Below are 17078 nucleotides of genomic sequence, written 5' to 3'. Positions count from 1 at the left end.
TAGCTCAAAAGTCCTTTGATTTTATAGGTTAATCAAAAAAGATGTTTATTTTTACCTGCTTACATAATATATGTGAGAGTTTATAGTTATTTATTTAGACTTAAAGATACCAGCATTGAAAAGACCTTCTAAAGCGATATTGATTATTCTATGTGCTACATTATTGGTTGTAAGTTGCTCCAGAAAAAAGGACAAATTTATTAGCCGAAACTTTCATGCGGTTGCGACAGAGTTTAATACCCTTTATAATGGTTATAATGCTTTAGAAGAAGGAAGGTTAAGTCTTAATGAGGGTTATACCGATAATTATTGGGAGGTTCTTCCTATAGAACGTATGCAAATCTTCGATGAGATTGTACTTCCTGGACAATCTAAAAACGAAAGTTTTACTAGAGCAGAAGAAAAGGCTGTTAAAGCCATTCAGAAGCATAGTATGAATATTGATGGGAAAGAGAAAAATCCACAAATGGATGAAGCACACCTACTATTAGGAAAATCCAGATATTTTGATCAGCGTTTTATACCGGCCTTAGAAGCATTTAATTATATACTTTATAAATATCCGGCGAGTGATAAGATAAACCAGGCGAAGGTATGGCGTGAAAAAACGAATATTCGTTTAGATAATGACGATTTAGCTATTAAAAATTTGAAACGCCTTTTGTATCAAGAGGATTTAGAAGGGCAAGATTTAGCAGATGCTACGTCTATGTTAGCACAAGCATATCTAAACACAAAATCTGTTGATAGTGCTATAACGCAATTGGAAATAGCATCAAATGCCGCTAAGAGTAATGATGAACGTGGACGTTACCGTTTTATACAAGGGCAATTGTATAATAAATTAGGTAAAAAAGACAGTGCAAATATGGCATTCGATAAGGTGATTGCACTTAATCGTAAAACACCAAGAATTTATATGATAAGTGCTCATATCGAAAAAGTTAAGAATTTCGATTATGAGAACGGTAATAAATTAGAGTTAACAGAATTACTAACAGAACTTCAAGAAAATAGAGAAAATAGACCCTTTTTAGACAAGATTTATCATCAAATTGCAGAATATCATTTAAATAATCAATCAGATACTTTAGCAATAGCATATTATAACAAATCGTTGCGAACTAATTCTCAAGATAAATTGTTGAAAGCTAGGAATTATGAAATTCTTGGTGATATGAATTTTGACAAATCTATTTATAAAGCCGCTGGTGAATATTATGATAGTACTTTAGGAAATTTAGTTTTAAATTCTAAACCATATCGTGTTATTAAACGTAAACGAGACAATCTGGAAGACGTTATTTATTATGAAACTATTGCACAAGCTAACGATAGTGTTTTAAGGCTTGTAAATTTACCAGAAGAAGAGCGATTAGCTTATTTCGAATCATTAGTTGAGAAGCTAAAGATTCAAGCAGAGGAAGAAGAAGAAAAAAAGAAAAAAGAAGAAGCTGCAAAACGTAATGCCGGTTTGGTGACCGTTAATAATACATTGGGAGGTCAAAATCCTCGAGGAAGAGCACCTAATCAGGCAACGGTATTTTATTTTTATAATCCTACAACGGTAGCATATGGTAAAAATGAATTTGTGAAAATTTGGGGAGATAGAAGTTTAGAAGATGATTGGAGATGGTCCGACAAAGCAAAATCAGGAGGCATTAGTAACGATATAAATAATAATAATGTTTTAGCTTCTGCGACGGAAGAAGAATTATTTGATCCTCAATTTTATATATCTAAAATCCCTTCCGAAGAAAAAGAAATTGATAGTATTTCTAAAGAGCGTAACTATGCTTATTATCAGTTAGGCTTAATTTATAAAGAAAAGTTTAAGGAATACGAATTAGCGAAAAGCAAATTTCAAAATTTACTTAAAAGCAATCCGGAGGAACGATTAATATTACCATCTAAATACAATCTATATAAGATTTATGAAGTTTTAGGCGAGAATGATGAAGCTGAAATTGCTAAGAATGAGATTATCTCTACGTATCCAGACTCTAGATATGCTACTATTTTAAGTAGTCCGGAATTGGCGACAGAGCGAGATGAAAATAGCCCAGAAAGTTTATATGAAACACTTTACGAACAGCATGAAAATCAGGAATATGCAGATGTGATTTCTAAAAGTGAAAATTATATAAATGTATTTGATGGAGAAGCCATTGTACCAAAATTCGAATTATTAAAAGCTACAGCGATAGGGCGATTATATGGATATGATGCTTATAATAAAGCAGTCAAGCACATAGCTGTTACTTATGCAAATACAGAAGAGGGCCAACAAGCCCAAAATATTGAAGCTAATATTTTACCCAAACTCATAAACAAAGATTTTGTTGAAGATCATGAAGACGTAACAAATAATTACAAAATTATTTTTAAATTTGAAAATCCAGAAATGGAGCAAGTTTTAAGCTTTCAAAAAGTCTTAGATGATGTTTTGAAAAACATAAAATATTATGATTTAAAATCTTCGGTCGATGTTTATAATCCAAATACTGTTTTTGTGATTGTTCATGGTCTAAAAAACGCACAAGTAGCGAAAGCATTTGATCAAATAATAGTTGAAGAAGATAAAAATAAAATAAAAGAACCCTATTTTGCAATAGCATCTGCAAATTATCAAATTGTTCAAATTCATAAAAATTTAGATGCTTATTTGAATATAAATAATAATTAAATTAATAGCACTCATTATGTTCTCCGAGAATAAAAAAGAAAAACAAATGGTAGAAGGAAAACCAAGTCAAAACATTATAGCACAAGGCACCAAAATAGTTGGTGATTTTAATAGCGAAGGTGATTTTAGAATAGATGGTATTATAGAAGGAAATATTAAAACTTCAGGAAAAGTAGTTGTTGGTAAAACAGGTTTTATTAAAGGAACCTTGAATGGTACAGACGCTTATTTTGATGGTAAATTTTCCGGAAAACTGGAGCTGTCAGGTACATTAACACTAAAAGCATCTGCTTATATTGAAGGCGAAGTAGTTGCTGGTAAATTAGCTGTTGAACCTGGAGCTACATTTAATGTAACCTGCACTATGAAAGGCACCGTAAAAGAAATAAATAAAGGTGGACAACAACAACAAAGACCAGAAAAAAGACCAGAAACCGAAAAAACAGCTTAAAAACGCTGCTATTCTTACAGGGATAGGTTTGCAAATGGGAGTTACTATTTACCTGTTTGTACTTCTAGGTAAGTGGCTTGACACTAATTATAATGATGGTGAAAAACTATATATTATAATTATGACACTTTTAGGGGTTGCTATTTCGCTATACGCCGTTCTTAAACAAGTCAATCGAATTAAATATTGATGAATAATCCTTTTTTTAATTTTGCATTAAAAGCCTTTATTGTTTTAGCGTTAGTCTTTTGTACCCACATAGGTATATTAAGTATTTTAGACCTTCCGCTTTTTGAAAATAGAATTATATTATCATATATAGTAAACCTCATTTTAATCATTGCTATTTTCGGGATACTTTATCTGCTTAAAAGAAAATATAAAAGTCAGTTAGGCTTTTTATTTTTAGCAGGCAGTTTTTTAAAATTTGCTATCTTTTTTATGCTGTTCTATCCTTTTTACAAATTCGACAATATCATTACTAAACTAGAGTTTGCAGCTTTTTTTATACCCTATGCTTTTGGTTTAGTTTTAGAATCGGTAAGTTTAAGTAAATGGTTAAACAAACTCGAATAGTCTCTATAATTTTTTCATTAAGACAATCCTTTAAAATAAAAAGCAAAATTGTTTTTGTTTTTGATATAAAAACATACCTTTGCAGCGATTTTTAAGCCACTATTATTTAGAGTGATATGCGTAGAAAAATATCTTTAAAACCAATTACATTATTATTACTTTTAGTAACCTTTGTTTCTTTTGGGAAAGAGCAAGACGGTCACGGTGAACCAAAAACCGATCAAAAGACTGAAATAAAAGAATATATTCAACACCATTTACAGGATTCTTACGATTTTAGTTTGTTTTCGTACACAACTGAAGCTGGAGAACATAAGTATTTTGGATTTCCATTACCTGTAATTTTATGGGATAATGGTTTAAAAGTGTTTTCTTCATCAAAATTCCATCATGGAGAAACTGTTGCCGAAGCAGGTGGAAGTTTCTATAGAGTGCATCATGCGAAAATTTATAAGGTTGATGGCGTTGATGGACAAATCATTGAAGATGATCATCATCATGCGACTAACGAGAAGCCTTTAGATTTTTCAATTACTAAAAACGTAACCATGATTATGATGGTATTCTTAATCATGTTTTTTATGTTTAAGAGAATGGCCGGTGCTTATAAAAAGAATGGTGGTATGCCAAAAGGTATGGGGCGTTTCTTAGAACCAATAGTGTTATATGTGCGAGATGAAATAGCGGTTCCTAATATTGGTGAGAAACATTACAAAAGATATATGAGTTATTTGCTAACTGTATTCTTTTTTGTGTGGATCGTTAATCTTTTTGGATTAACTCCAATAGGAATGAATGTTACAAACAATATTGCCGTAACATTTTGTTTAGCAATTATTACTTATTTGATTACAACATTTTCAGGAAATAAAAATTATTGGAAGCATATCTTCTGGATGCCAGGAGTACCTGTTCCAATGAAAATAATATTAGCGCCAATTGAATTATTGGGAACTTTTATCAAGCCTTTTGCATTGATGATTCGTTTGTATGCGAACATTACGGCAGGACATATCGTATTGATGAGTATTATCGGGATGATGTTTGTATTCAATAGTTGGTTAGGTAGTTCTTTATCATTTTTATTAGCCTTTGTGCTTGGGATTTTAGAATTATTAGTTGCGGCGTTACAAGCTTATATTTTTACGGTACTATCAGCGTTGTATTTTGGTATGGCGGTTGAAGAACATGATCATCATTAAGCGGATTATTAAATTGAATGTTTAATTTTTAATTATATATATTATGGAAATTCCAGCTATCGTAGGAGCAGGTTTAGTAGTAATTGGAGCAGGAATCGGGATCGGAAGGATCGGTGGTTCAGCTATGGAAGCAATTGCACGTCAACCAGAAGCTACAGGAAAGATTCAAACGGCTATGCTTATTGCAGCAGCCTTAATTGAAGGTATTGGATTCGCTGCTTTATTTGCAGTGTAATTACCAAACAAAAAGGAGAAACAGCTATAACGGTTGGTTATAGCTGTTCTTTTAAAATTAAACATAAGTTATTTTAGAAATATAAATTATTATGGAAGAATTATTAGGAGGGTTTTCTTTAGGATTGTTTTTTTGGCAGGCTGTACTTTTTGTAGCATTAATATTTTTGTTAAAAAAGTTTGCTTGGAAACCCATTTTAGATTCAGTAAATGACAGAGAAGAAGGAATTAAAAATGCATTGGATTCTGCTGAAAAAGCAAAATTAGAAATGGAAAACCTTCAAGCTGATAATCAAAAGTTATTAAAAGAAGCTAGAACAGAACGCGAAACTATGCTGAAGGAAGCGCGTGATATCAAAAATAAAATGATTGAAGACGCTAAAGGAGAAGCTCAGGAGCAAGCTAATAAAATGATTCAACAAGCACAAGCTGCTATTGAAAGTGAAAAGAAAGCAGCTATGGCTGAACTTAAAAATCACGTAGCAGGTTTATCTTTAGATATTGCTGAGAAAGTAGTGCGTAATGAATTATCTAACAAAGACAAACAATTGGAATTAATTGAAACTATGTTAGGTGAAAAATCATTAACTGAGGCATAATGGCAGGAGCAAGAGCAGCAATACGTTACGCAAAAGCAGTATTAAGTTTGGCGTCAGATCAAAAATCAGCAGAGGCTGTAAATAACGATATGAAGTTAATTGCTAATACTATTGCAGAAAGCAAAGACTTAAGTGATACACTTCAAAGCCCTGTAATTGGTTCTTCAGTAAAAAAAACAGTTTTATTAGAGGTTTTTAAGAAATCAGATAAAACAACTTTAAGCTTAATAGATACTTTAGTTAATAATAATAGAATTGATATTTTAGGGCATGTCGCTTTAAAATACAACCAACTATTTGATCAATCAAAGGGCATCGAGCTTGCAACGGTTACAACAGCCATTGCTTTAACAGCAGGTTTAGAGAAAGAAGTTTTAGCAAAAGCAAAAGAACTTACAGGCAAAAACGTTGAAGTAGAAAATATTATAGATGAAAGCATTTTAGGTGGTTTCATTTTACGCATAGGAGATATACAATACAACGCAAGTATTGCAAATCAACTGAGCAAATTAAAAAGAGAATTTACATTAAACTAAGATATTCGTATCTAAATAAATAATAAGATGGCAGAAGTAAAACCAGCTGAAATATCAGCAATCTTAAAACAACAACTTTCAGGTTTTGAAGCAGGTGCTTCATTAGATGAGGTAGGAACTGTACTAACCGTAGGTGATGGTATTGTACGTGCTTACGGATTGGCTAATGCCCAATATGGGGAGTTAGTTGAATTCGATGGAGGATTAGAAGGTATCGTACTTAATCTTGAAGAAGATAACGTTGGTATTGTATTATTAGGACCTTCAGTAGGAATTAAAGAAGGATCTACAGTAAAACGTACATCTCGTATTGCTTCTATTAATGTAGGTGAAGGGATTGTTGGACGTGTTGTAGATACTTTAGGAAATCCTATTGATGGTAAAGGACCGATTTCTGGAGATACTTACGAAATGCCTTTAGAGCGTAAAGCGCCGGGTGTTATTTTTCGTGAGCCAGTAACAGAACCATTACAAACGGGTATTAAATCTATTGATGCCATGATTCCTGTAGGACGTGGACAACGTGAGTTGGTTATTGGTGACCGTCAAACTGGTAAAACAGCGGTTTGTATTGATACGATCTTAAATCAAAAAGAATTTTACGATGCAGGCGAGCCTGTATATTGTATATATGTTGCCGTTGGTCAAAAAGCATCAACAGTAGCTTTAATTGCTAAAACATTAGAAGAAAAAGGAGCTTTAGCTTATACGACTATTGTTGCAGCAAATGCATCAGATCCTGCTCCAATGCAAGTTTATGCGCCTTTTGCAGGTGCTGCTATTGGTGAGTATTTTAGAGATACTGGTCGTCCAGCTTTAATTGTTTATGATGATTTATCTAAACAAGCGGTTGCATACCGTGAGGTATCTTTATTATTACGTCGTCCACCGGGACGTGAGGCGTATCCAGGTGACGTTTTTTACTTACACTCTAGATTATTAGAGCGTTCTGCGAAAGTTATCAATGATGATGATATCGCTAAAGATATGAACGATTTACCTGACTCATTAAAACCATTAGTAAAAGGAGGCGGTTCTTTAACAGCTTTACCAATTATTGAAACACAGGCAGGTGACGTTTCTGCATATATTCCAACAAATGTAATTTCTATTACAGATGGACAGATTTTCTTAGATGGAGATTTATTTAACTCTGGTGTACGTCCGGCAATTAATGTAGGTATTTCTGTATCTCGTGTTGGTGGTAATGCACAGATTAAATCAATGAAAAAGGTAGCAGGTACTTTAAAATTAGACCAAGCGCAATTCCGTGAATTGGAAGCATTTGCTAAGTTTGGTTCAGATTTAGATGCCGTTACTTTAAATGTAATTGAAAAAGGAAAACGTAACGTAGAGATCTTAAAGCAAGCTCAAAATGATCCATTTACAGTTGAAGACCAAGTAGCAATAATCTATGCAGGTTCTAAAAACTTATTAAGAAATGTCCCTGTTGAGAAAGTTAAAGAATTCGAAAGAGATTTTATTGAATTCTTAAAAGCAAAACATGCAGATGTACTTAGTACATTAAAAGCAGGTAAATTAACTGATGAAGTTACAGATACATTAACGACTGTAGCAAAAGATTTATCAGGAAAGTATTAAAAGCCCCTCCCAGCCTCCCCAAAGGGGAGGAATTGTCAGGAGGATCTAAAATATTAAGTACAATTAATAAAAATCCCTCCTCTTTGGGGAGGTTAGATGGGGCCAATGGCAAATTTAAAAGAAATACGTAACAGAATATCATCGGTATCTTCAACGATGCAGATTACCAGTGCCATGAAAATGGTATCGGCTGCAAAGTTAAAGAAGGCACAAGATGCTATAACTGCTATGCGTCCTTATGCAGATAAGTTAACGGAGCTTTTACAAAGCTTAAGTGCGACTTTAGATACAGATTCTGGAAGTAAATTTTCAACACAACGTGAGGTAAATAACGTTTTAATAGTTCCTATCACTTCTAACAGAGGTTTATGTGGTGCTTTTAATTCAAACATTATTAAACAAACGCAAAATTTAATTGATACTGTTTATGCAGATAAAAATGTATCTGTTGTAGCAATAGGCAAAAAATCGAATGATGCTTTCGCTAAACAAAATAGAGTTATTGCTAATAAAAGTGACGTTTTTGAAGATTTAACTTTTGATAATGTTGCAGTCATTGCTGAGTTGTTAATGGATAAGTTTGTTTCAGGCGATTTCGATAAAATTGAGATCGTTTATAATAAGTTTAAAAATGCAGCGACTCAGATTGTAATGACAGAACAGTTTTTACCAATTGTTCCTGTTGAAGGAGATGCTAATAACAATTCAGATTACATTTTTGAGCCATCAAAAGGAGAGATTGTAGAAGAGTTAATACCTAAATCGTTAAAAACACAATTATATAAGGGTGTTAGAGATTCTTTTGCAAGTGAACATGGCGCACGTATGACAGCGATGCATAAAGCAACGGACAATGCTACTGAGTTAAGAGATCAACTTAAATTAACTTACAACAAAGCACGTCAAGCTGCCATTACTAATGAGATCCTTGAAATTGTTGGTGGAGCGGAAGCGTTGAACAATTAGACGGAGCATAGCGAAGTCAAATGGTCTAGAAAGAGTGGAAGCGTTGAACAATTAGGCGGAGCTTAGCGGAGTCAAATATCCAAATAAAGTGGAAACACTAAATAGTTAAAAAAGCTGTCACCCTGAGCGCAGTCGAAGGGTCTAAGTCTAAATAATATCAGGCCTCACTTTTAGTGAGGCTTTTTTATGGCATCAATTTTGAAATTGTATATTTATAATACTAAACTTTTTAGAATGGACTCATTGAAAAATACGCTAAGCTTATTATTGTTTTTGTTAATAGCCATAGGGTTTACACAATGTGCAAGCACTCAAAAATTAGAGGATACATTACCTTTAGAAATAGGAGACGTTTATTCTCAACATTGGGTTTCAGGTGTTAGAGGCGGTGGATCAGGCTATAATCTATTCATTCCAATAAAATCAAACCCCAATAAAATTGTTTTAGACAGCCTCTATTTTAAAGGAAAAAAAGTAAAATTAGAATTAAAGAGTGCATCTGTTTTTATAGGACGCTTTAAATCTGAAGCTAACCAAAGACATGATATTATTATGAGTAGTGACTCTTTGGCTGAATACGGTAATCCAGTTCCGGAAATGACTAAAAAACCACCTTTCGAATTAAAAGATACAGAATGTATAGTGAGTTATAAGCGAGGTAAAAAAACGTTTTATTATAAGATTTCCGGTATTGTTAAAAAAGCAACTGCGAGATACCCTATAGCACCTCAAAATAGGTAATAGCTTATCTTTTGGTTTGCATGCCCTAAAAACGTATTTTTAGCAGAATAAAAAACGAATCGTTGGGGATCCTCAAAACCTTTTTTAAAGACACAATTATTTATGGTTTAGCAATTGTATTGCCGCGCCTTATAAATTTTCTTCTAGTGCGCCTACATACAGATGTACTACCCAATGAAGCTTATTCCGAAAACACCGAATTTTATATAGTAGCAGCCTTTTTTAATGTGATTCTAACCTATGGAATGGAAACATCTTTCTTTAGGTTTTTTAGTAAGAATAAAGAAAAAGAAAGGGTGCTATCTACAGCCATAATTTCAATCGTTTGTAGCACTATTATATTGGGAGTGGCTTTATTTATATTTAGAGAACCAATTTCTCAAGCACTTCATATCAATACTAACTTTTATAATTTATTAGTAAGTATAACATTAATAGATACTTTGATCGTTATACCATTTGCGTACTTGAGAGTGACAGGAAGACCTATCCGATTTGCCTCGATAAAACTTATTAATGTATTTATTATTGTCGTATTAAACATTTTATTTTTATCTGCTACATATGGATCAGAAAGCCTGCAAAACCTGTTTAAGGTAGATGATAAAGTAGCGTATATCTTTATAGCAAATCTTATAGCAAGTATCGCTGTTTTATTGTTTGTTCTCCCTTATTTCTTTAAAAGTAAACTACAGTTCGATTTAAAGGTATTAAAACAATTACTTAATTATGGTTGGCCTATAATGATCGCAGGACTGGCTTTTGTAATTAATGAAAATTTGGATAAGTGGTTATTACCGAGATATGAAGGGGAATATGTGAATGGCGCATACAGTGCTTGTTATAAATTAGCAGTATTTATGACGCTTTTTATTCAAGCCTTTAGAATGGGAGCAGAACCATTTTTCTTTAATCATTCTAAAGAAGAAAATGCAAAAGAAACATATGCTACCATTCTAAAATACTTCACGATTGTAGGTGCACTGGGTTTATTGATTGTCACTGCTTTTATCGATTGGTTGCAACCTATATTTATAAAAAAAGAAAGTTATTTAATAGCTCTGGATATTGTCCCTATTGTTTTATTGGCTAACCTGTGTTTGGGGATTTATCATAATCTTTCAGTATGGTATAAACTGACAGATAAAACGCGTTACGGCATGTATATTTCAATTATTGGGGCCATTATGACCATAGTTTTTAATGTGGTATGCATTCCAATATTAGGATTCATGGCCTGTGCATATGCAACGCTTCTAGCATACGGTATGATGATGCTTCTTTCCTATTTGATAGGAAAAAAGCATTATAAAGTGCCTTATGCTATTGGAAGAATAGGGTTTTATCTTGGATTTAGCTCATTATTATCCTTTCTAAGTTTTTATCTTTTTGAAAGAAATATTCTTATAGGAACCGTATTTTTGTGTCTGTTTTTAGCAACTATAGTGTTATTAGAAAGAAGTCAAATAAAACAATTATTAAAGCGATAACATGCAAATTAAAATTATAAATAAATCCAGGCATGCTTTGCCAAATTACGAGACCATTGCGTCGGCAGGTATGGATTTGAGAGCAAATATTTCAGAATCAATTAGCTTAAAACCTTTAGAGCGCACCATAGTTAAAACGGGCTTGTTTATTGAGCTTCCAATAGGATTTGAAGCGCAAGTACGTCCGCGTAGTGGGTTAGCTGCAAAAAAAGGCATTACGGTTTTAAATGCTCCGGGAACTGTTGATGCAGATTATAGAGGTGAGATAGGTGTGATTTTGGTAAATCTTTCAAATGAAGATTTTACTATTGAAAATGGTGAACGAATTGCACAAATGGTGATTTCAAAGCATGAACGTGCCGAATGGATTGCTGTTGAAGAGCTATCTGAAACCTCTCGAGGAGAAGGTGGATTTGGTAGTACGGGGCGAAAATAAAATTTTGCCTTCCCGCGAAGGCGGGAAACTCAAGAATAAAAGTAAGAAGTTTAATTTAAAAGATTCCCTCCTGCGAGGGAATGAAAAAGGTTTTCAATGAAAATAATTGTACCAATGGCAGGACGAGGTTCTCGTTTACGTCCGCACAGTTTAACAATACCAAAACCACTAATCCCAGTAGCGGGGCAACCCATTGTTCATAGATTAGTAAAAGATATAGCCAAAGTTTTAAAACAACCTATAGAAGAAATAGCTTTTGTTTTAGGTGATCCAGCTTGGTTTGGTGATGATGTGGTTTCAAGTTTACAAGATTTAGCAAAAAGTTTAGGAGCTAAAGCTTCTATTTATCGTCAAGATCAACCGTTAGGTACCGGCCACGCCATTATGTGTGCAAAACCATCATTGTCTGGACCTGCAGTTATTGCATATGCAGATACACTAATTAGAGCTGAATTTGATTTAGATGTGACTGCAGACAGTGTTATTTGGACCAAACAGGTAAAAAACCCTGAAGCTTATGGCGTTGTTAAATTAAATGGCCATAGTGAGATAGTTGAGTTAGTTGAAAAACCAGAAACCTTTGTGAGCGATCAGGCAGTCATTGGAATTTATTATTTTAAAGACGTGGCTATTTTAAAAGAAAAGTTACAAGAGATACTGGATGAAAATGTTATGAATGGAGGAGAATACCAAATTAATGATGGCATTAAACGTATGATGGCCGAAGGGAAAGTTTTTAAAACAGGAACCGTTGATGAATGGATGGATTGTGGCAATAAAGCTATAACCATTGAGACGAATCAAAGAATGTTAGGCTTTTTAAAAGCAGATAATCAGGAGCAATTAGTATCGCCATCGACAAAATTGGATAACTCGACCATTATAGAGCCCTGTTTTATTGGCGAAAATGTTATTCTTAAAGACAGTACGATAGGGCCTTACGTATCTATAGGGAGTAACAGTATGATTGAGAATTCAAGTGTTAAGAATAGCTTAATTCAAACAAATACCACAATTAAAAATGCTAATTTAGATGATGCTATGATTGGTAATCATGTTAAATATGATGGTAATTATACATCTGTAAGTATTGGAGATTATTCAGTATTAGAATAATTCCTGCGAAAGCAGGAATCTCATTAAATGAGTTTTGGAATACTATTTGAAGACTATTCGTTATGTCGAACATGAGACATCATATATAATAAATTAAGATACCTGCTTACGAAGACATTGTATGAAAAATAAAATCTACATATTATTTGTTCTTTTTGGAATGTTAATTTTTCCACAGATTAACTATGCGCAAGTAGATTTTAATAAAAAGCCAGATGATGATTTAGGGGATGTAGAAGATAAGTTTCAGGAACTATTCTATGAAGCTTTAAAACAAAAGGGTATTGAGAATTATGATAGATCTATTGAATCACTTTTAAAATGTATAGAATTAGATAGTTCTGTACCCGTTTTGTATTTTGAGTTAGGTAAAAATCATAAAAAACTTAAAAACTTTGGGGCCGCGGAAGAAGCATTAAAAAAAGCTATTAGTAAAGAACCAGATAATGAGTGGTTTTTAGATGAATTGTATGGGTTTTATGTATCGCAATATGATTATGATAAAGCCATAAAAACAGTCAAGCAGCTTGTTAAATATCACCCAGATTATAAAGAAGATTTGGCATCGCTTTATCTCAGATCTAAAAAATATGATGATGCTTTAAAACTTTTAGATGAATTAGATTCAAAATTTGGGATTTCAGTGTCTCGGGATAGGATGCGTAATCGAATTTATGAAGAAACGGGAAGAAAAAAAGATCAAATAAAAAACCTTGAAGAACGTATAGAGAGCCGCCCTAAAAAAGAATCTAATTACTTAGCTTTAATTTTCCGCTACAGCGAAAACAATGAAAAAGCGAAGGCTTTCGAGACAGCTAAAGAACTGTTAAAAATGAATCCGAATTCACAATTAGTTCATTTAGCACTATACAAATTTTATTTAGATGATAACGATGCCGAAAAAGCTATTGAATCTATGAAAATTGTTGTTAAAAGCAATGAAATAAAACCAGAGGCGAAACTTAAAGTGTTAACGGATTTTGTAACGTTTGTTGGGAATAACCCACAATATGAGGCAGATTTGGTGGAGGCTACGGCCATGGTTGGTAACAATAATAACAGTAAAACACTTATCGAGTTAGGACAATACTATTTAACGAAAAAGAATAAAGAAAAGGCTTTAGAGTATTTTGAGGCGGCATTAAAGTTAGAACCAAATAACTTTGGTGTTTTACGAAATGTATTGTTACTATATATAGATTTACAGAAGTACGATTTAGCTAAAGAAAAAAGTAGCGAAGTACTTCAGAAATACCCATCTCAACCCTTGTTTTATTTAATAAATGGGATTGCTTTAAATCAATTAAATCAACCCAAAAAAGCAGTTGAAGCTTTAGAAACGGGATTAGATTATATTATTGATGATACTAAAATGGAAATTGATTTTTACAATCAACTAAGTAAAGCCCATACCCTATTAAACAATACAGCTAAAGCAAAAACGTTTAGTGATAAAGTAAAACAATTAGAAAGTTCGAATTAATGGAAATACGCTCTCAACTCATTTTAGTTTTTTTAGTCTTATTAGTATTTAATTGTAAATCATCAAAAACGGTTGTTGAGGGAGAAGCTAATTATAATCTTTCTACAAAACAATTGATAAAAGAAAACGCAAAACAAGCACCTAATTTTAAAACGCTTAAGTCTACTCTTAAAATAACCTATACACAAAAAGGAGATTCACAAACACATTCGGTAAGCTTTAGAGCTAAAAAGGATGAAGCCTTATGGATTAGTGCCACGTTTTCGATAGTAAAAGCATTAGTGACACCAGAAAAAGTTAGTTTTTATAATAAGCTGGATAACACTTATTTTGATGGTGATTATAAATACCTAAGTGATTTATTGGGTACCGAATTAGACTTTCAAAAAGTTCAAAATTTATTATTGGGAGAAACCATATTTAATTTAAAAGATGATACCTATAAAGGTTCTGTTGATGATGGATCTTACGTACTTCAGCCTAAAAGACAACGCGCGCTTTTTGAAATATTCTTCTTATTTGATCCTTCTCATTTTAAAGTGAAGTCACAGCAAATATCACAACCAAAAGAGTTTAGACATTTACAGATTGATTACTTATCGCATCAAGAAGTTGAAAAGCAGATTCTTCCGGAAAAGATAAAAGTGATAGCTTTAGAAACTAATGAAGAAACGATTATAAATTTAGAGTTTAAAAATGTTAGCTTAAATGAGGAGTTACGATTTCCATTTAAAATACCATCAGGTTTTAAAGAAATAAAACTTTAATGTTAGATAAGAAGTCTTCATATAAAATAGTTTTTATTATAGCATTTTTGCTATGTGGGGCTTTTGCATCTTCTCAGAACAATAAGCAAAAGCAGTTAGAAACACGCCGGCAGGAATTACGCAGAGAAATTCAGAAAATTAATGAATTACGTGCCGAGAATAAGTCAAAACAAAAATCACAAATATCATTAATAGAAGATTTTAATTATAAGATAAGCGTGCTATCTAACCTGATTAAGGTTACCAATCAACAAGCTAATTTACTAACCCGTAAAATTAATTCGAACCAAAAGAAAATAACGGTTCTTAGAGGCGAATTAATGGAGTTAAAAAAGGATTATGCTGCCATGATAGTTAGATCCTATAAAAGTAAAAATAAACAAAGCAGAATCATGTTTTTGTTATCGTCTGATGATTTTAAACAAGCTTATAAACGATTACAGTATATAAAGCAGTATTCCGATCATCAAAAGCAGCAAGGAGAAACTATAAAAGCTAAAACATCCGAACTACAGGCTACAAATAGAGACCTGCAAGATCAGAAAGAAGACAAAAAGCGGTTAATTGCCGATAATAAAGTGATTCAAAAATCATTGGAATCAGAACGTAAGCAGCATGAGGTTTTAATGAAGTCAATTAAAAAGAACCTATCATTATATGCGTCTCAAATAAAACAAAAACAACGAGAAGCCAATAGAATTGATAGAGAAATAGACCGTATTATTAAAGCAGCTATTGCCAGATCTAATAAAAAAGCAGGAAAAAAAGTAACGGGCTCAAAAAGTTTTGCGTTGACGGCTGAGGAAAAAGTTTTGGCGTCTAACTTTATAGCCAACAAAGGTAAATTACCATGGCCGGTGGAAAGAGGTGTCGTAAGGTTAGGCTATGGCACACAACGCCATCCTATTGATAAATCATTAACAATTAAAAGTAACGGTGTACGGATTGCTACGCAAAAGGGCGCTAAAGTTAGGGCTGTTTTTAATGGTGAAGTGAGCGAAATACTTAAAATGAAAAATGTAAACCCCATTGTGATGATTCGCCATGGAAGTTATTTAACTATCTACAAAAACCTATCTAACGTCCATGTTAAAAAAGGTGATAAAGTATCCACTAAACAAGTCATTGGTGAAGTTTTTACGAATCCCTCAAATGGTGAGACTATTTTAAGTTTTACATTATCTAAAGGGATGAATACAGAAAATCCGGCTTCGTGGATTTATAAAATGTGATATCATTTTTTGGTGAGGTCTGAAAAACTTAATTTAACCTGAGTTCGACGTAAGTTTTGTTGAAAAGAATTAAGTTAATTGTCTGAAAAAAAGTTGTTTGTCATGTCGACAGAGCGAAGAATGAGCCTTTCGACTACGCTCAAGATAAACTTGAGACATCTCAATATGATGAGATTCCTCCTCATAAGCTTCGCTTAGGTATTTTCAATCAAAATATATTTTGATTTTAATAGCGTTCGGAATGACAAGGTTTCTTCATTAAAATATTTTAAATATCTGACTACCAATTTGTAATATATCGAACTGACGTTAATTTACATACTTTATAAGATTGCGTCTCCAATTATTTATTTTATTTATTCAAATCTATTTCAAATAAACAAGCTGGAACATTGTGATAATGTTCAGGTAAATTATCGGTATTTTTGAGGTTGAACATACCTAAAAACTCAAACCCTGCATTTTTATAATGTTCGATTAATCTAACGTTGTTTCCTAAAGTATCAAGTCTGACAAACTGCTTGCCCATTAATTTAGCATATTCCTTAGCCCACTCTACAATTTTTGCAACAAAACGATTTCCCCTAAAATTCGAATTGGTCGTAATTCTATGAATGTAAATGGCACTATCTTTATTTTTTTCTTCCCAAATTTGTTCGTCTTCGAAAGTAATTGCCCATAGGCAGGCAATTTCACCATCGATTATCATTTTCCATTGTCGATTTTCGTTAATTTCAGTTTCGACAAGTTCTCTTTTGAAATTTGGCCATACTACCACTTTTTTCTTTGTCTTTTGATAGTCTGATGCCATTTTATAAAGTCTAAAAATTTCATCAATGTCTTTAATTGTACAGTTTTTAATTTCCATGTTTTTGTTCGTTCGATTTTATTAACGACACAAATTTCGAAAGGATTTAGTTTTTAAAAAATCCGTTTCTTGCTATACTTTAAATTTGATTGA

Annotated in this window: 18 protein-coding genes; 17 read left to right on the top strand and 1 reads right to left on the bottom strand. The window is 32.7% G+C overall.

Translation table 11 applies throughout. The features are described from left to right. The first annotated feature begins 115 nt into the window (after window positions 1–115). From porW to Q4Q47_RS07785, 17 genes are all read left to right on the top strand, one after another. Complete coding sequence (gene porW, locus Q4Q47_RS07865) at window positions 116–2686, top strand: type IX secretion system periplasmic lipoprotein PorW/SprE (protein ID WP_303306105.1); 2571 nt, start codon at window positions 116–118, stop codon at window positions 2684–2686. A gap of 16 nt (window positions 2687–2702) precedes the next feature. Further along, complete coding sequence (locus tag Q4Q47_RS07860; protein ID WP_303306104.1) at window positions 2703–3137, top strand: bactofilin family protein; 435 nt, start codon at window positions 2703–2705, stop codon at window positions 3135–3137. Continuing rightward, window positions 3082–3327 carry an AtpZ/AtpI family protein gene (locus Q4Q47_RS23800; RefSeq protein WP_303306103.1) on the top strand — a complete coding sequence of 82 codons (246 nt, stop codon included), beginning with the start codon at window positions 3082–3084 and terminating at the stop codon, window positions 3325–3327. Before Q4Q47_RS07860 ends, Q4Q47_RS23800 begins: the two co-directional genes overlap by 56 nt. Next, window positions 3327–3713, top strand: coding sequence for a hypothetical protein (locus Q4Q47_RS07850; RefSeq protein ID WP_303306102.1), 387 nt, complete (start codon window positions 3327–3329; stop codon window positions 3711–3713). Before Q4Q47_RS23800 ends, Q4Q47_RS07850 begins: the two co-directional genes overlap by 1 nt. Before the next feature lie 116 nt (window positions 3714–3829). Continuing rightward, on the top strand, window positions 3830–4915 hold the full coding sequence (gene atpB, locus Q4Q47_RS07845; protein ID WP_303306101.1) for a F0F1 ATP synthase subunit A: 1086 nt from the start codon (window positions 3830–3832) through the stop codon (window positions 4913–4915). Window positions 4916–4958: 43 nt separating this feature from the next. Continuing rightward, window positions 4959–5150, top strand: a complete 192-nt coding sequence (gene atpE, locus Q4Q47_RS07840; RefSeq protein ID WP_102756010.1) for an ATP synthase F0 subunit C — start codon at window positions 4959–4961, stop codon at window positions 5148–5150. Between the two features lie 91 nt (window positions 5151–5241). Continuing rightward, window positions 5242–5748 (top strand): F0F1 ATP synthase subunit B, encoded by a 507-nt coding sequence (locus Q4Q47_RS07835; RefSeq protein WP_303306100.1) that lies wholly within the window; start codon window positions 5242–5244, stop codon window positions 5746–5748. Beyond that, window positions 5748–6284 carry an ATP synthase F1 subunit delta gene (gene atpH / locus Q4Q47_RS07830; RefSeq protein ID WP_303306099.1) on the top strand — a complete coding sequence of 179 codons (537 nt, stop codon included), beginning with the start codon at window positions 5748–5750 and terminating at the stop codon, window positions 6282–6284. The genes Q4Q47_RS07835 and atpH overlap by 1 nt, the downstream gene beginning before the upstream one ends. A gap of 27 nt (window positions 6285–6311) precedes the next feature. Then, entirely contained in the window at window positions 6312–7886 is a 1575-nt protein-coding gene (gene atpA / locus Q4Q47_RS07825) for a F0F1 ATP synthase subunit alpha (RefSeq protein WP_303306098.1), read from the top strand. A gap of 105 nt (window positions 7887–7991) precedes the next feature. Further along, window positions 7992–8852 carry an ATP synthase F1 subunit gamma gene (gene atpG / locus Q4Q47_RS07820; RefSeq protein WP_303306097.1) on the top strand — a complete coding sequence of 287 codons (861 nt, stop codon included), beginning with the start codon at window positions 7992–7994 and terminating at the stop codon, window positions 8850–8852. A gap of 234 nt (window positions 8853–9086) precedes the next feature. After that, window positions 9087–9593: a hypothetical protein gene (locus tag Q4Q47_RS07815; RefSeq protein WP_303306096.1), complete on the top strand. Its 507-nt coding sequence runs from the start codon at window positions 9087–9089 to the stop codon at window positions 9591–9593. A gap of 62 nt (window positions 9594–9655) precedes the next feature. Further along, the gene (locus Q4Q47_RS07810) at window positions 9656–11083 is read left to right on the top strand and encodes a lipopolysaccharide biosynthesis protein (RefSeq protein ID WP_303306095.1); all 1428 of its coding nucleotides are present in this window, start codon (window positions 9656–9658) and stop codon (window positions 11081–11083) included. A 1-nt stretch (window position 11084) separates the two neighbouring features. Beyond that, the gene (gene dut / locus Q4Q47_RS07805; protein ID WP_303306094.1) at window positions 11085–11519 is read left to right on the top strand and encodes a dUTP diphosphatase; all 435 of its coding nucleotides are present in this window, start codon (window positions 11085–11087) and stop codon (window positions 11517–11519) included. Between the two features lie 96 nt (window positions 11520–11615). Further along, window positions 11616–12635: a sugar phosphate nucleotidyltransferase gene (locus tag Q4Q47_RS07800; RefSeq protein WP_303306093.1), complete on the top strand. Its 1020-nt coding sequence runs from the start codon at window positions 11616–11618 to the stop codon at window positions 12633–12635. Between the two features lie 121 nt (window positions 12636–12756). Then, entirely contained in the window at window positions 12757–14118 is a 1362-nt protein-coding gene (locus Q4Q47_RS07795) for a tetratricopeptide repeat protein (RefSeq protein ID WP_303306092.1), read from the top strand. Then, window positions 14118–14885, top strand: a complete 768-nt coding sequence (locus Q4Q47_RS07790) for a DUF4292 domain-containing protein (RefSeq protein WP_303306091.1) — start codon at window positions 14118–14120, stop codon at window positions 14883–14885. The genes Q4Q47_RS07795 and Q4Q47_RS07790 overlap by 1 nt, the downstream gene beginning before the upstream one ends. Next, window positions 14885–16117 (top strand): murein hydrolase activator EnvC family protein, encoded by a 1233-nt coding sequence (locus Q4Q47_RS07785; protein ID WP_303306090.1) that lies wholly within the window; start codon window positions 14885–14887, stop codon window positions 16115–16117. Before Q4Q47_RS07790 ends, Q4Q47_RS07785 begins: the two co-directional genes overlap by 1 nt. A 352-nt stretch (window positions 16118–16469) precedes the next feature. Here Q4Q47_RS07785 and Q4Q47_RS07780 read toward each other — a convergent pair whose 3' ends face one another. Next, window positions 16470–16985 (bottom strand): GNAT family N-acetyltransferase, encoded by a 516-nt coding sequence (locus Q4Q47_RS07780; RefSeq protein WP_303306089.1) that lies wholly within the window; start codon window positions 16983–16985, stop codon window positions 16470–16472. Window positions 16986–17078 lie beyond the last annotated feature (93 nt).

This window comes from Flavivirga spongiicola (assembly GCF_030540825.1).
Classification (GTDB): domain Bacteria; phylum Bacteroidota; class Bacteroidia; order Flavobacteriales; family Flavobacteriaceae; genus Flavivirga; species Flavivirga spongiicola.
The sequence above is the reverse complement of the archived record's forward strand: the minus strand, read 5'-3'. Positions and strand labels throughout refer to the sequence as shown.

What these genes read in the sequence shown, in the direction of transcription:
- Q4Q47_RS07795 (WP_303306092.1), top strand. Translation starts at nt 12,757, where the DNA reads ATGAAAAATAAAATCTACATATTATTTGTTCTTTTTGGAATGTTAATT.
- Q4Q47_RS07780 (WP_303306089.1), bottom strand. Translation starts at nt 16,985, where the DNA reads ATGGAAATTAAAAACTGTACAATTAAAGACATTGATGAAATTTTTAGA.
- Q4Q47_RS07790 (WP_303306091.1), top strand. Translation starts at nt 14,118, where the DNA reads ATGGAAATACGCTCTCAACTCATTTTAGTTTTTTTAGTCTTATTAGTA.
- Q4Q47_RS07815 (WP_303306096.1), top strand. Translation starts at nt 9,087, where the DNA reads ATGGACTCATTGAAAAATACGCTAAGCTTATTATTGTTTTTGTTAATA.
- Q4Q47_RS07835 (WP_303306100.1), top strand. Translation starts at nt 5,242, where the DNA reads ATGGAAGAATTATTAGGAGGGTTTTCTTTAGGATTGTTTTTTTGGCAG.
- atpH (WP_303306099.1), top strand. Translation starts at nt 5,748, where the DNA reads ATGGCAGGAGCAAGAGCAGCAATACGTTACGCAAAAGCAGTATTAAGT.
- Q4Q47_RS07785 (WP_303306090.1), top strand. Translation starts at nt 14,885, where the DNA reads ATGTTAGATAAGAAGTCTTCATATAAAATAGTTTTTATTATAGCATTT.
- atpB (WP_303306101.1), top strand. Translation starts at nt 3,830, where the DNA reads ATGCGTAGAAAAATATCTTTAAAACCAATTACATTATTATTACTTTTA.
- atpA (WP_303306098.1), top strand. Translation starts at nt 6,312, where the DNA reads ATGGCAGAAGTAAAACCAGCTGAAATATCAGCAATCTTAAAACAACAA.
- atpG (WP_303306097.1), top strand. Translation starts at nt 7,992, where the DNA reads ATGGCAAATTTAAAAGAAATACGTAACAGAATATCATCGGTATCTTCA.
- atpE (WP_102756010.1), top strand. Translation starts at nt 4,959, where the DNA reads ATGGAAATTCCAGCTATCGTAGGAGCAGGTTTAGTAGTAATTGGAGCA.
- Q4Q47_RS07850 (WP_303306102.1), top strand. Translation starts at nt 3,327, where the DNA reads ATGAATAATCCTTTTTTTAATTTTGCATTAAAAGCCTTTATTGTTTTA.
- Q4Q47_RS07860 (WP_303306104.1), top strand. Translation starts at nt 2,703, where the DNA reads ATGTTCTCCGAGAATAAAAAAGAAAAACAAATGGTAGAAGGAAAACCA.
- dut (WP_303306094.1), top strand. Translation starts at nt 11,085, where the DNA reads ATGCAAATTAAAATTATAAATAAATCCAGGCATGCTTTGCCAAATTAC.
- Q4Q47_RS07800 (WP_303306093.1), top strand. Translation starts at nt 11,616, where the DNA reads ATGAAAATAATTGTACCAATGGCAGGACGAGGTTCTCGTTTACGTCCG.